Genomic DNA, 14,287 nt, shown 5'->3' with positions numbered 1-14,287 from the left:
CGTGAGGATAGGATATGAGTACTACTGATAGCATTGTATCCAGCCAGGCAAAACAGTCGTCATGGCGTAAATCGGACACGACGTGGACGCTGGGTTTATTTGGTACCGCCATTGGCGCCGGGGTGCTGTTTTTCCCTATCCGCGCCGGGTTTGGCGGGCTTATCCCCATTCTGCTGATGCTGGTTTTAGCTTACCCCATTGCGTTCTATTGTCACCGGGCGCTGGCGCGTCTGTGTTTATCCGGATCTAATCCGTCCGGCAATATTACGGAAACGGTCGAAGAGCACTTTGGTAAAACGGGCGGGGTAGTTATCACGTTCCTTTACTTCTTTGCGATTTGCCCGCTGCTGTGGATTTATGGGGTCACCATTACTAACACGTTCATGACGTTTTGGGAAAATCAGCTGCAGATGCCAGCGTTGAATCGCGGTTTCGTGGCGCTGTTCTTGCTGCTGCTGATGGCCTTTGTGATCTGGTTTGGTAAAGATCTGATGGTTAAGGTGATGAGTTACCTGGTATGGCCGTTTATCGCCAGTCTGGTGCTAATCTCATTATCGCTGATTCCTTACTGGAACTCGGCGGTTATCGATCAGGTTGATCTCAGTAATATCGAGCTGACCGGGCACGATGGCATACTGGTTACGGTGTGGCTGGGCATCTCTATCATGGTGTTCTCCTTTAACTTTTCGCCCATCGTCTCTTCCTTCGTGGTGTCTAAGCGTGAAGAGTATGAGAAAGAGTTTGGCCGCGAATTTACCGAGCGTAAATGTTCACAGATCATCTCGCGCGCCAGTATGCTGATGGTCGCCGTGGTGATGTTCTTCGCCTTTAGCTGCCTGTTTACGCTCTCTCCGCAGAACATGGCGGATGCGAAAGCGCAGAACATTCCGGTACTTTCCTACCTGGCCAACCATTTCGCCTCTTTGTCGGGGACAAAATCCACTTTTGCAACGGTGCTGGAGTATGGCGCGTCTATCATCGCGCTGGTTGCTATTTTCAAATCTTTCTTCGGTCACTACCTGGGGACGCTGGAAGGGCTGAACGGCCTGGTGCTGAAATTCGGTTATAAAGGCGATAAAACCAAAGTCTCTATGGGTAAGCTTAACACCATCAGCATGATCTTCATTATGGGGTCTACCTGGGTCGTAGCTTACGCAAACCCGAACATTCTGGACCTGATTGAAGCGATGGGCGCGCCGATTATCGCCTCGCTGTTATGTCTGCTGCCGATGTACGCCATTCGTAAAGCGCCGTCGCTGGCGAAGTACCGTGGTCGTCTGGATAACGTGTTCGTCACCCTGATTGGTCTGCTGACCATCCTGAATATTGTCTACAAATTGTTCTAATCCTCACGTTTAGCCTGCGTTCCGCCCCAGGGCGCGGACGCAGGCTGACATCGACGGAGGCACTACATGAATGAATTTCCGGTCGTTCTGGTCATTAATTGCGGATCATCTTCTATCAAATTCTCTGTACTGGATGTCGCTACCTGTGATGTTTTAATGGCGGGAATAGCAGATGGAATGAATACTGAAAACGCCTTTTTATCTATTAATGGCGATAAGCCGATAAACCTCTCGCACTCTAATTATGAGGACGCGTTAAAAGCCATTGCCTTTGAGCTGGAAAAACGTGATTTAACGGATAGCGTGGCATTAATTGGTCACCGTATCGCGCACGGTGGAGAGCTATTTACGCAGTCCGTCATTATTACCGATGAGATTATCGATAATATTCGTCGGGTATCACCTTTAGCGCCGCTGCATAATTACGCTAATTTAAGCGGCATTGACGCGGCGCGGCACCTTTTCCCGGCCGTGCGTCAGGTGGCGGTATTTGATACCAGTTTCCACCAGACGCTGGCGCCGGAAGCCTATTTGTACGGATTGCCGTGGGAGTATTTTTCCAGCCTGGGTGTGCGTCGCTACGGCTTTCACGGTACGTCGCATCGCTATGTTTCGCGGCGCGCGTATGAACTGCTTGACCTCGATGAAAAAAACTCGGGTCTGATTATCGCGCATCTGGGCAATGGGGCGTCTATCTGCGCGGTACGCAATGGTCAGAGCGTGGATACCTCAATGGGGATGACGCCGCTTGAGGGGCTGATGATGGGGACTCGCAGCGGCGACGTTGATTTCGGCGCGATGGCGTGGATAGCCAAAGAAACCGGGCAGACGTTGAGCGATCTGGAGCGAGTGGTGAATAAAGAGTCCGGTTTGCTCGGCATCTCCGGTTTGTCATCCGACCTTAGAGTCCTGGAAAAAGCCTGGCACGAAGGACATGAGCGCGCCCGGTTAGCGATAAAAACGTTTGTCCACCGTATCGCCCGTCATATTGCCGGACACGCGGCATCGTTACATCGGTTGGATGGCATTATTTTTACCGGTGGTATTGGTGAAAATTCAGTATTAATTCGCCAGTTGGTCATTGACCATCTGGGCGTACTGGGGCTTACGTTAGACGTTGAAATGAATAAGCAGCCGAATTCTCACGGCGAGCGCATTATTTCCGCTAACCCTTCTCAGGTTATTTGCGCTGTTATTCCCACGAATGAAGAGAAAATGATTGCCCTTGATGCCATTCATTTAGGCAACGTGAAAGCACCAGTAGAATTTGCATAACTTAACGGCTGTTCTGTAGAGAGATTATTTTTCATGAAGGTAAATATCGATACCAGCGATATGCTGTATGCCGAAGCATGGCGTGATTTTAAAGGTACGGACTGGAAAGAAGAAATTAATGTCCGTGATTTTATTCAGCATAACTATACGCCCTATGAGGGGGATGAATCTTTTCTCGCCGACGCGACGCCAGCGACCACGGCGTTGTGGGAAAAGGTGATGGCGGGAATACGTATCGAGAATGCGACCCATGCGCCGGTGGATTTCGATACCAACATCGCGACGACGATTACCGCGCACGATGCGGGATATATTGAAAAAGAGCTGGAAAAAATCGTCGGTTTACAAACAGATAAGCCGCTTAAACGCGCTTTGCATCCGTTTGGCGGCGTTAACATGATCAAAAGTTCATTCCACGCCTATGGCCGCGAAATGGACGCCGATTTTGAATATACCTTTACCGACCTGCGGAAAACCCATAATCAGGGCGTATTCGATGTTTACTCGCCGGATATGCTGCGCTGCCGTAAATCCGGCGTATTAACCGGTTTGCCGGATGGTTATGGTCGCGGGCGCATTATTGGCGATTATCGTCGCGTCGCGCTGTATGGCATCCGTTATCTGGTGCGCGAACGCGAGCTGCAATTCGCCGATCTGCAGTCGAATCTGGAGCAGGGACAGAATCTTGAGGCGACGATTCGCCTGCGTGAGGAGTTGGCGGAGCATCGTCGCGCGCTGCTGCAAATGCAGGAGATGGCGGCGAAATACGGCTACGATATCTCCCGCCCGGCGCGGAACGCGCAGGAAGCGGTACAGTGGCTCTACTTCGCTTATCTGGCGGCGGTAAAATCGCAAAATGGCGGTGCAATGTCGCTGGGAAGAACCGCCTCGTTCCTTGATATCTACATTGAGCGCGATTTCAACGCGGGCCTTCTGACAGAGCAGCAGGCGCAGGAACTGATCGACCATTTCATCATGAAGATCCGCATGGTGCGTTTCCTGCGCACGCCGGAATTTGATTCGCTCTTTTCCGGCGATCCGATCTGGGCCACCGAAGTTATTGGCGGGATGGGACTCGATGGCCGCACGCTGGTGACGAAGAACTCCTTCCGTTATCTGCATACCCTGCACACGATGGGGCCAGCGCCGGAGCCGAACCTGACCATACTGTGGTCTGAAGCGTTGCCGGTGGCATTCAAAAAATATGCTGCGCAGGTCTCCATCGTGACCTCATCTTTGCAGTATGAAAACGACGATTTAATGCGTACCGACTTTAACAGCGACGATTACGCCATCGCTTGTTGCGTCAGCCCGATGGTCATCGGTAAGCAGATGCAGTTCTTCGGCGCGCGCGCCAACCTTGCCAAAACGTTGCTGTACGCTATCAATGGCGGCGTTGATGAGAAACTGAAAATCCAGGTCGGGCCGAAAACCGCGCCGTTAACGGATGAGGTGCTGGATTATGACGCGGTAATGGAGAGTCTCGACCATTTTATGGACTGGCTGGCGGTGCAGTACATTAGCGCGCTGAACATCATTCACTACATGCACGATAAGTACAGCTATGAAGCTTCGCTGATGGCGCTGCACGACCGTGATGTGTATCGGACGATGGCGTGCGGCATCGCCGGACTGTCGGTGGCGGCGGATTCCCTGTCCGCCATCAGGTACGCTCAGGTGAAGCCGATCCGCGACGAAAACGGCCTTGCCATCGACTTCGCTATTGAAGGCGAGTATCCGCAGTACGGCAACAACGATGAGCGCGTGGACAGCATCGCCTGCGACCTGGTGAAACGCTTTATGCAAAAAATTAGCGTGTTGCCGACGTATCGCAATGCGGTGCCGACGCAGTCCATTTTGACCATCACCTCGAACGTCGTGTACGGGCAGAAGACCGGCAATACGCCGGATGGACGCCGCGCCGGAACGCCGTTCGCGCCGGGGGCGAACCCGATGCACGGTCGTGACCGCAAAGGGGCGGTGGCCTCGCTGACGTCGGTGGCGAAACTGCCGTTTACCTACGCCAAAGACGGTATTTCGTACACCTTCTCGATTGTGCCTGCGGCGCTCGGGAAAGAAGATGCGGTGCGGAAAACCAATCTTGTCGGCCTGCTGGACGGCTATTTCCATCATGAAGCACAGGTAGAAGGCGGGCAGCATCTGAACGTCAATGTCATGAACCGTGAAATGTTGCTGGATGCGATTGAACATCCGGAAAACTACCCGAACCTGACGATCCGCGTTTCCGGCTATGCCGTGCGCTTCAATGCGCTGACTCGTGAGCAGCAACAGGACGTTATTTCGCGCACCTTTACTCAGGCGATGTAACGTGAACGGGGCGATCGTGTGGATCGCCCCGCGACGGATCTTCACTGAACGGTAATCTTAGGGGGAGATATGATTAGCGCATTTGATATTTTTAAGATTGGCATTGGACCTTCAAGCTCCCATACCGTAGGGCCAATGAATGCAGGAAAATGTTTTATCGATCGGCTGATCGACAGCGGCGACCTGCCGCGAACGACGCGCATCACGGTTGATCTTTACGGATCGCTATCGCTGACGGGCAAAGGCCACGCGACCGATACTGCCATCATTATGGGCCTGGCAGGCAATACGCCGCAGGATGTCAATATTGATAGCATTCCGGCGTTTATCCAGGAGGTTGCCCGCAGCAGCCGTTTATCGGTTGCGGGTGGCGCGCATGTGGTGGATTTTCCCGTCGCCGACAGTATTCTCTTTCACGCTGAAACCCTGGCGCGCCATGAAAACGGTATGCGTATTACCGCCTGGCACGGACAAACGCCGCTTTTACACAAAACGTATTACTCTATTGGCGGCGGCTTTATTGTCGAAGAGGAACGCTTTGGTCAGTCGCACGACGTAGAAAAATCGGTGCCGTATGATTTTCATTCCGCCAGCGAGCTGTTGACGCTGTGTGAAAGGCAGGGGCTCTCGGTTTCCGGCCTGATGATGCAAAATGAACTGGCGTTGCGGAGCAAAGAGCAGATTGACGCTGGCTTTGCCCGCATCTGGCAGGTGATGGCGACCGGAATTGAACGTGGCATGAATACTGAGGGCGTGCTGCCGGGGCCGCTGAACGTTCCACGCCGCGCGGTAGCGTTACGGCGTCTGCTGGTCTCCAGCGATAATCTCTCCCGCGATCCGATGAACGTCATCGACTGGATTAACATGTTCGCCCTGGCCGTGAGTGAAGAGAACGCGGCGGGTGGGCGAGTGGTCACCGCGCCGACCAACGGCGCGTGCGGCATTATTCCCGCGGTGCTGGCCTATTACGACAAATTCCGTCGTCCGGTCAATGCCAACTCTATCGCCCGTTATCTGTTGTCGGCGGGGGCAATTGGCATGCTGTACAAGATGAACGCCTCGATATCCGGCGCGGAAGTGGGGTGTCAGGGCGAGGTTGGCGTCGCGTGTTCGATGGCGGCGGCAGGGCTGACAGAACTGCTGGGCGGTAGCCCGGCGCAGGTCTGTATTGCGGCGGAAATTGCGATGGAGCATAACCTTGGCCTCACCTGTGACCCGGTGGCGGGTCAGGTACAAATCCCTTGTATTGAACGTAATGCGATTAACGCCGTTAAAGCGGTAAATGCGGCGCGAATGGCGCTACGCCGTACCTCTGAACCGCGGGTTTCGCTCGATAAAGTAATCGAAACCATGTACGAAACGGGTAAAGACATGAACGACAAATATCGCGAGACGTCGCGCGGCGGTCTGGCGATTAAAGTCGTTTGTGGATAGGCCCGACAGGCGCAGAGTGAGCTGGCTATGGGATAACGCAGAAGACAGAAGCTGAGAAAAGGGCGCACCAACATGCGCCCTTTTTTGTTGTGATATGCGTCAAATAGAGAAAATAACAACATTAAACCAATAGTAAATAGAAAAGAATTCTTAACCCACAAGAAATGCAGGTGTTTTATTGGTAAGTTTTTCTCTTATCGTGCGCGTATGATTTTCTTATTACAAGAAAGTACCTGCACCTCACGTTCTGCATATCGCCTTGCTGCGGCACGAAAAATAAAAAAAACCTCTACCTACACATTGAGCGAGAATTTTATGGAATCGGCAAGTAATACCAGCGTAATCCTCGACGCATCAGCCCCGGCGCGTCGGGCAGGGATGACAGAAAGCGAATGGCGTGAAGCCATCAAATTTGATAGTACCGACACCGGTTGGGTCATTATGAGTATCGGGATGGCGATCGGCGCAGGGATCGTTTTTCTTCCTGTCCAGGTTGGCCTGATGGGACTTTGGGTCTTTTTACTCTCTTCTATTATTGGCTATCCGGCCATGTACCTGTTCCAGCGGCTGTTTATTAATACGCTGGCGGAATCCCCGGAATGTAAAGACTACCCCAGCGTGATCAGCGGCTATCTGGGCAAAAACTGGGGTATTTTATTAGGCGCGCTGTACTTTGTAATGCTCGTCATCTGGATGTTCGTCTATTCTACGGCAATTACTAACGACAGCGCCTCTTATCTGCATACTTTCGGCGTAACGGAAGGATTACTTTCCGATAGTCCGTTTTATGGTCTGGTGCTGATCTGCATCCTGGTGGCGATTTCCTCACGCGGTGAAAAATTACTGTTCAAAATCTCCACCGGCATGGTGCTGACCAAGCTACTGGTAGTGGCGGCGCTGGGCGTCTCTATGGTGGGTATGTGGCATCTGTATAACATTGGCGCGCTGCCGCCGATGGCCCTGCTGATTAAAAACGCCATTATTACCCTGCCATTTACGCTGACCTCGATTTTATTTATCCAGACGTTAAGCCCAATGGTGATCTCTTACCGTTCACGCGAAAAATCTATTGAGGTCGCACGCCATAAAGCGCTGCGTGCCATGAATATTGCGTTTGGCATCCTGTTCGTTACCGTATTTTTCTATGCGGTTTCCTTCACCCTGGCGATGGGGCATGACGAAGCGGTGAAAGCCTACGAGCAGAATATTTCCGCCCTGGCGATCGCCGCGCAATTTATTAGCGGCGATGGCGCAGGCTGGGTCAAAGTGGTTAGCGTAATTCTGAACATCTTTGCCGTCATGACCGCCTTCTTTGGCGTTTATTTAGGATTCCGCGAAGCGACGCAAGGCATTGTGATGAATATCCTGCGCCGTAAAATGCCCGCCGAGAAGATTAAGGAAAATCTGGTACAGCGCGGCATTATGATTTTCGCTATTTTGCTGGCCTGGAGCGCCATTGTGCTCAACGCGCCGGTACTGAGCTTCACCTCTATTTGTAGCCCTATCTTCGGTATGGTGGGCTGTTTAATTCCGGCATGGTTGGTCTACAAGGTTCCCGCATTGCACAAATATAAAGGCGCTTCGTTGTACCTGATTATTATTACCGGTCTGCTGCTATGCGTTTCTCCGTTCCTGGCATTCTCTTGATATACCTGAGATTAAGGTTGTTGTTATGTTTGAATCTAAAATAAATCCATTGTGGCAAAGTTTTATCCTGGCCGTACAGGAAGAAGTAAAACCGGCGCTGGGGTGTACTGAGCCAATTTCACTGGCGCTGGCGGCAGCGGCGGCGGCGGCTGAACTTGACGGCACAGTTGAACGCATTGACGCGTGGGTTTCGCCTAATCTGATGAAAAATGGTATGGGCGTTACCGTTCCAGGAACGGGAATGGTAGGGCTACCGATCGCCGCGGCGCTTGGCGCGTTGGGCGGTGATGCGAAAGCCGGGTTGGAGGTGCTAAAAGACGCTTCCGCTAAAGCCGTTGCCGATGCAAAAGCGATGCTGGCCGCCGGACATGTTGCAGTGATGTTGCAGGAGCCATGTAACGATATCCTGTTTTCACGGGCGAAAGTGTATAGCGGCGATAGCTGGGCATGTGTCACGATCGTCGGCGATCATACAAACATTGTGCGGATAGAAACCGACAAGGGCGTGGTATTTACCCAGGCCGATAATGCGCAGGAAGAAGAAAAAACCTCGCCACTGGGAGTGCTGTCTCATACCTCGCTGGAAGAGATCCTGGCGTTTGTGAATGCGGTGCCCTTTGACGCTATCCGCTTTATTCTCGATGCGGCCAGGCTAAACGGCGCGTTGTCGCAGGAGGGACTGCGTGGTTCCTGGGGGCTGCATATTGGTTCGACGCTGGCCAAACAGTGCGATCGCGGTCTGCTGGCGAAAGATCTCTCCACGGCGATTTTGATCCGTACCAGCGCGGCGTCAGACGCCAGAATGGGCGGCGCCACGTTGCCCGCGATGAGCAACTCCGGCTCCGGCAACCAGGGGATTACCGCCACGGTGCCAGTCATGGTGGTTGCTGAACATGTCGGCGCCGATGACGAACGCCTGGCGCGCGCGCTAATGTTATCGCATTTGAGCGCTATCTATATTCACCATCAGCTTCCGCGTTTGTCGGCGCTGTGCGCGGCAACTACGGCGGCGATGGGCGCGGCAGCGGGTATGGCGTGGCTGATAGATGGTCGTTACGACACTATCGCAATGGCTATCAGCAGTATGATTGGTGATGTCAGCGGGATGATTTGCGATGGCGCGTCGAATAGCTGCGCGATGAAAGTCTCTACCAGCGCGTCGGCGGCGTGGAAAGCCGTACTGATGGCGTTGGATGATACGGCGGTGACCGGAAACGAAGGGATTGTGGCGCACAATGTCGAACAATCTATTGCGAATTTGTGTTCGCTGGCGTGTCGCTCAATGCAGCAGACCGACAAGCAGATCATCGAGATTATGGCCAGTAAAGCGCATTAATAATCACGCCCCGGCATGACGTCGGGGCAGCGTGTTGCCCGATGGCGCTGCGCTTATCGGGTCTACCTGTTATCAGCCGGAGCGGGCGCTTGCGCCGCCATCCGGCATGATTTCAGGCTGCGGCCTCTTCTTCTGCCAGCCGGGCTTCGGCGTCCGCCACGATGGCTTCCAGTTCGGTTAGCATCTCTTCATAGCCCAGCGGCACAGTGGCGCTCATCGCCTCCTGTACGGCAGGTTTTACCACGGGCTGACGTTTCTTCGCCGATTTTTTACTCATCTTGCGACTCCTTTTCTGGCTGGCTACACCGGTAAATCTACCAGTAATGCGCGCAGCGGCGTATCGGCAACCAGCGTAATGTTAGGTTCATCACGAATAAATGCGCCATCTCCGCAGGTTAACGCCTCGCGTTCTTCGTTGTGCGTCATCGCGTGGAACGTACCGTGAATCGACTGCAAATAGGCGCGCGGCCCGTGAAGCTGGAAATTAAGCGATTCGCCTTTCTCCAGCGTAATATGATGTACCCAGACCTGTTGGCGCAGTTGTAAGCTGTTTTGCTCACCGTCGGGAGAGGCAAGAAGCTGTTGTTGCGCCGCCAGGAGTGGGATTTTTTGTACCAGCGCGTTTTCCCGTTCAGGACAGGCGTCAAGCCACAGTTGCATTCGGGTTAACGACTTAACTTTGCTGAGATTATGTTCGCTGTAGCTAATGCCCGGCTGCGCGGCGAGCAGTAACGCTTCGCCCGCTTTAGCCTGTACATGGTTGCCGTCGCTGTCGCGGTATTCCGCTTCGCCGTCCAGAATCAGGTTTAAAATATCCACCTTTGGGTAAGTTCGAGGCTGAAAAGAGGCGCCCGGCGCCAGCACTTCCTGGTTCAGTACGCGCAACGACGCGTAGCCCAGCAGTGTAGGGTCGAAATAGTGTCCAAAGGAGAAGGTATAGCGGGCCTGTAGCCATCCGTAGTCTGCCTGTCCACATTGTTTGGCGGTTCGGGTCGTAATCATCGTTATTAACCTCTCTTTACTTCCTTTTATGTTAAGGGGCTGGACGCTGCATTGTTAGCCAGATATTCTGCCCGGTATGTTCAAATTTCCTGAATGAGAACGTTATGGCTAAAGAGAGAGCGCTGACGCTTGAAGCATTGCGTGTGATGGACGCCATTGACCGCCGGGGCAGTTTTGCCGCAGCGGCTGATGAGTTGGGGCGGGTGCCCTCCGCGCTGAGTTACACCATGCAGAAGCTGGAAGAAGAGTTGGACGTTGTACTGTTCGATCGCTCCGGCCATCGTACAAAATTCACCAATGTCGGACGTATGCTGCTGGAACGCGGGCGGGTATTGCTGGAAGCGGCAGACAAGTTAACGACGGATGCTGAAGCGTTGGCCCGCGGTTGGGAAACGCATCTGACGCTGGTCACTGAAGCTCTGGTACCGACGCCTGCTTTTTTTCCGCTGATCGACCGGCTGGCCGCTAAAGCCAATACGCAGCTTTCATTGATTACCGAAGTACTGGCTGGCGCATGGGAGCGGCTTGAGCAGGGGCGGGCGGATATCGTTATCGCCCCGGATATGCATTTTCGATCGTCGTCGGAAATTAACTCCCGTAAGTTGTATACGTTAATGAATGTGTATGTCGCCGCGCCTGACCACCCTATTCATCAGGAGCCGGAGCCGCTTTCGGAAGTGACGCGGGTTAAATACCGCGGCGTAGCGGTAGCGGATACCGCGCGCGAGCGGCCAGTATTAACGGTGCAACTGCTGGATAAGCAGCCACGTCTGACGGTAAGCACGATTGAAGATAAACGTCAGGCGCTGCTGGCCGGGCTTGGCGTCGCGACCATGCCATATTCGATGGTGGAACAGGATATTGCCGAAGGGCGGCTACGCGTGGTCAGCCCGGAATCGACCAGCGAAATCGATATTATTATGGCCTGGCGGCGCGACAGTATGGGGGAGGCAAAAGCCTGGTGCCTGCGGGAAATACCTAAGCTATTCGCCGGAAAATAAATAGCGCGCGGCGCTTTAAAAGCGGCGCCGCGCCGCCATCAGGAAAAACGTTTCGGATCGGGGCCGAAGCGGTTGTCGCCCGGCGTACCATTCTGGCAGTTGAACGCGATGATGATAAGCCAGCCGATAATGGGGATAAGTAGCAACAGTAGCCACCATGCGGAGCGGTCAGTGTCATGCAGACGACGGAACTGCACGGCCCACCACGGTAAAAAGATCAGAACGCCGTAAATGGTGGTCAGAACGCCTTCACCCCCGGCGCGTTGCCAGCCAAGCATGGCGTCCAGCAGGCCCAACACAAAGGTAAAGATGATATTGACCAGAATAAACATCCAGTACTCTTTGCGTCGCGCGCGGCCGCCAAATCCCAGATAATTTTTTAAAACCTTTAAATACCAATCCATTTTCGCCTCAATAATGGTTCAATCACTTGTTTTTAAAGTAATCAAACTAAGAATAGCCGCGAATGAAATGTTGGTAAATATTTGTGGTATTTATTAATAAGGCGTCCCGAAGGACGCCTGAAATTAGCCAAAGCGTACGTCGCGCCCGTGAGGTTCGAGCAGATCCTGCCACGGTCCGATGGAAATGATGCCTGTGGGGTTAATCGTTTTATGGCTACGGAAATAGTGGTGACGAATATGGTCAAGATTAACGGTTTCAGCAATGCCCGGTATTTGATAGATATCGCGCAGGAAACCGTACAGATTCAGGTAGTCGCTGATTCGGTATTTGTCGCATTTGAAATGAGTCACGTAAACCGGATCAAAGCGTACCAGGGTCGTCCATAAGCGGATATCCGCCTCGGTCAACTGGTCGCCCGTCAGATAGCGGTGCTGTCCGAGAATCTGTTCCAGGCGCGCCAGCGCAGTAAATACCTTGTCTACCGCTTCATCATACGCTTGCTGGCTGGTGGCGAAGCCTGCTTTATAAACGCCGTTATTAACGTTGTCATAAATCCAGCCGTTTAACTCGTCAATTTTGCTTTGCAGCGCGGGGGGATAGTAATCCCCGGCTTTAGCGCCCAGCCCATCGAAGGCGGAGTTAAACATACGAATGATTTCGGCGGACTCGTTGCTGACGATAGTATGATTTTTTTTATCCCATAAGACCGGTACGGTGACGCGGCCGCTGTAGTGTGGATCGGCGTGCAGATACAACTGGTAGAGAAATTCATGCTGATAGAGGGTATCGCCGGTGGCCGCCGGAAAAGTATCATCAAACGTCCAGCCGTTTTCCAGCATCAATGGATTCACGACGGAAACCGGAATAAACGGCTCCAGACCTTTCAGTTTACGGAAAATGAGCGTTCGATGCGCCCAGGGGCAGGCAAGGGAAACGTACAGATGGTAACGATCTTTTTCTGCGGCGAATCCGCCTTCGCCGGAAGGTCCGGGCGCGCCGTCAGCGGTAAGCCAGTTGCGGAAAGCCGACGCTGAACGCTGAAATTTCCCCCCGGAAGATTTGGTGTCATACCAGGTATCGTGCCAGACGCCATCGATCAGTTGTCCCATGTCTCTCTCCTTCAGATGACAAAAGCGAGGCGCTATTCCCTCGCTTTTTTAATTGAGTATAGATTGCTTACCACTTTTTATTCAGCAGACGGTCAAGGCTGAACGCGCCAGGCCCGGTTAACGCCAGTAATAAGAATCCGCCGGCAATGGTCAGGTTTTTCATAAACATCAGCGAGTTTACACCTTCTGCAAAATTGCTATGGAAGATCAATGCCGTCAGCAACGTAAAACCAGCGGTGAAAAGCGCAGTGGTGCGGGTGAGGAACCCCAGCAGAATCGCCAGACCGCCGCCGAACTCAAGCAGTATGGTGAGCGGCAGCAGGAATCCTGGTACGCCCATCGCTTCCATATACTGCTGTGTGCCCGCATAGCCGCTAATTTTTCCCCATCCTGCGGTAATAAACAGAACTGGCATTAAAATACGCGCTATCAGTACACCAACATCTTCTAATTTTTTCATTTTATTCTCCAGAGGGCCGATTCGGCGGCTGCTGCTATTTTCATGAGCAATGACGCGGTTTGGCGCATCATTGTTATCGCTGGAGAGAATCATAAACGTGGCGTGCAGGAATTGTTAGCAAGGAAAATTGCCAAATTTTTTCAAAAAATTTGAGTGATTGATAAAGAGACGATATGCATAAAAGTATCGCGCCACCAGGGGTAATCGGGCGATAACCTGATGGCGCGATGCTATAAAAGAAAAGATATTAACCGCGGAGCTGTTGTTGACGGAGGGTAGTTTTTACCAGGCGCCAGGCGCTCCAGATACCCAGGCCGCGTTTCGCCCAGCGTACCAACATATTAGGATGACGGATGGTCCAGATGGCCATTACGCTGCTACCGACCAGCGCCCAGGAGCGCAGGCTTAACACCGTATTCCAGCCGCGATCGTACGCGCCGGTGGTCTCCAGCCAGTCGCGACGGCTGGCGGACAGATCCAGCCGTTGCTGCTGGATCTGACTGAGAAGCAGCGCTTTACGTTTTTCGCGTTCGCCTTTGCTGCTCACGACTGATCGTCCTCCAGAATTTGCCGATCGTTAGCCAGTTCGTGCCGCGTATGGCGCAATAGCGTGGACTGACGCGCTTTGCGCAAAGTCCAGATGCCGCCGATTAGCGCAAGCACTAACAGCACAACTGTGGTAGCGATCATCGCGTTCAAACGGTACTGAGGATCGATAGCCCAGATGACCAGAACCATCAGGCTCATTAAGCCAAACGCCGCGAAGAGCATGGTAAGACCTACCATCAGCAAAAGCTGAAAGAGGTTCGCTTTCTCTTCTTCCAGTTCTACTACCGCCAGTCGCAGCCGGGTTTCCACCATCTCAACGATAATGGTGACAATCCGCTGCCCGATACCCAGTACGCTTTTGCCTGGTCCTTGTGCCTGTCGAGAGTCCGCCATAA

The 14,287-nt window shown here is 53.0% G+C and carries 14 protein-coding genes; 7 read left to right on the top strand and 7 right to left on the bottom strand.

Annotation, left to right across the window (positions count from 1 at the left end):
• The first annotated feature begins 14 nt into the window (after window positions 1-14).
• The 6 genes from tdcC (at window position 15) to ACLJRS_RS10450 (ending at window position 9,366) form a co-directional block, all read left to right on the top strand.
• Window positions 15-1,346 carry a threonine/serine transporter TdcC gene (tdcC, locus tag ACLJRS_RS10475; RefSeq protein ID WP_000108134.1) on the top strand — a complete coding sequence of 444 codons (1,332 nt, stop codon included), beginning with the start codon at window positions 15-17 and terminating at the stop codon, window positions 1,344-1,346.
• 66 nt (window positions 1,347-1,412) lie between these two features.
• Window positions 1,413-2,621 (top strand): propionate kinase, encoded by a 1,209-nt coding sequence (tdcD, locus tag ACLJRS_RS10470; RefSeq protein ID WP_001001860.1) that lies wholly within the window; start codon window positions 1,413-1,415, stop codon window positions 2,619-2,621.
• Window positions 2,622-2,654: 33 nt separating this feature from the next.
• Window positions 2,655-4,949, top strand: coding sequence for a formate C-acetyltransferase (pflB, locus tag ACLJRS_RS10465; protein WP_000867323.1), 2,295 nt, complete (start codon window positions 2,655-2,657; stop codon window positions 4,947-4,949).
• Window positions 4,950-5,018: 69 nt separating this feature from the next.
• Window positions 5,019-6,383, top strand: coding sequence for an L-serine ammonia-lyase (tdcG, locus tag ACLJRS_RS10460; RefSeq protein ID WP_000622071.1), 1,365 nt, complete (start codon window positions 5,019-5,021; stop codon window positions 6,381-6,383).
• Between the two features lie 315 nt (window positions 6,384-6,698).
• Window positions 6,699-8,030 carry an amino acid permease gene (locus tag ACLJRS_RS10455; protein WP_000443187.1) on the top strand — a complete coding sequence of 444 codons (1,332 nt, stop codon included), beginning with the start codon at window positions 6,699-6,701 and terminating at the stop codon, window positions 8,028-8,030.
• A 25-nt stretch (window positions 8,031-8,055) separates the two neighbouring features.
• On the top strand, window positions 8,056-9,366 hold the full coding sequence (locus tag ACLJRS_RS10450) for a serine dehydratase subunit alpha family protein (RefSeq protein ID WP_000463070.1): 1,311 nt from the start codon (window positions 8,056-8,058) through the stop codon (window positions 9,364-9,366).
• A gap of 112 nt (window positions 9,367-9,478) precedes the next feature.
• On the opposite strand, the gene ACLJRS_RS10445 is transcribed toward ACLJRS_RS10450, so the two are convergent.
• Window positions 9,479-9,643, bottom strand: a complete 165-nt coding sequence (locus ACLJRS_RS10445; RefSeq protein ID WP_000039326.1) for a hypothetical protein — start codon at window positions 9,641-9,643, stop codon at window positions 9,479-9,481.
• Window positions 9,644-9,666: 23 nt separating this feature from the next.
• Complete coding sequence (locus ACLJRS_RS10440) at window positions 9,667-10,368, bottom strand: pirin family protein (RefSeq protein WP_000633555.1); 702 nt, start codon at window positions 10,366-10,368, stop codon at window positions 9,667-9,669.
• Window positions 10,369-10,472: 104 nt separating this feature from the next.
• Here ACLJRS_RS10440 and yhaJ point away from each other — a divergent pair, with 104 nt between their 5' ends.
• A complete protein-coding gene (gene yhaJ, locus ACLJRS_RS10435) occupies window positions 10,473-11,369 on the top strand; it encodes a DNA-binding transcriptional regulator YhaJ (protein WP_001041026.1) in 897 nt (298 codons plus the stop codon).
• A 38-nt stretch (window positions 11,370-11,407) separates the two neighbouring features.
• Here the strand turns inward: yhaJ and ACLJRS_RS10430 are convergent, their stop codons facing one another.
• The 5 genes from ACLJRS_RS10430 to ACLJRS_RS10410 all read right to left on the bottom strand — a co-directional run bounded on the left by ACLJRS_RS10430 (window position 11,408) and on the right by ACLJRS_RS10410 (window position 14,285).
• A complete protein-coding gene (locus tag ACLJRS_RS10430) occupies window positions 11,408-11,773 on the bottom strand; it encodes a DUF805 domain-containing protein (protein ID WP_000384139.1) in 366 nt (121 codons plus the stop codon).
• A gap of 123 nt (window positions 11,774-11,896) precedes the next feature.
• Window positions 11,897-12,883, bottom strand: a complete 987-nt coding sequence (locus tag ACLJRS_RS10425; protein ID WP_000531159.1) for a glutathione S-transferase family protein — start codon at window positions 12,881-12,883, stop codon at window positions 11,897-11,899.
• A 67-nt stretch (window positions 12,884-12,950) separates the two neighbouring features.
• The gene (locus ACLJRS_RS10420; RefSeq protein ID WP_001592732.1) at window positions 12,951-13,343 is read right to left on the bottom strand and encodes a DoxX family protein; all 393 of its coding nucleotides are present in this window, start codon (window positions 13,341-13,343) and stop codon (window positions 12,951-12,953) included.
• 247 nt (window positions 13,344-13,590) lie between these two features.
• A complete protein-coding gene (locus tag ACLJRS_RS10415) occupies window positions 13,591-13,890 on the bottom strand; it encodes a YqjK-like family protein (RefSeq protein ID WP_000095496.1) in 300 nt (99 codons plus the stop codon).
• Window positions 13,887-14,285, bottom strand: a complete 399-nt coding sequence (locus ACLJRS_RS10410) for a phage holin family protein (protein WP_000785626.1) — start codon at window positions 14,283-14,285, stop codon at window positions 13,887-13,889. The genes ACLJRS_RS10415 and ACLJRS_RS10410 overlap by 4 nt, the downstream gene beginning before the upstream one ends.
• Window positions 14,286-14,287: the final 2 nt, after the last annotated feature.

The sequence above is a fragment of the Salmonella sp. SAL00670 genome (assembly GCF_046552235.1).
Classification (GTDB): Bacteria; Pseudomonadota; Gammaproteobacteria; order Enterobacterales; family Enterobacteriaceae; genus Salmonella; species Salmonella enterica.
This window is presented reverse-complemented; position numbering and strand designations above follow the sequence as displayed.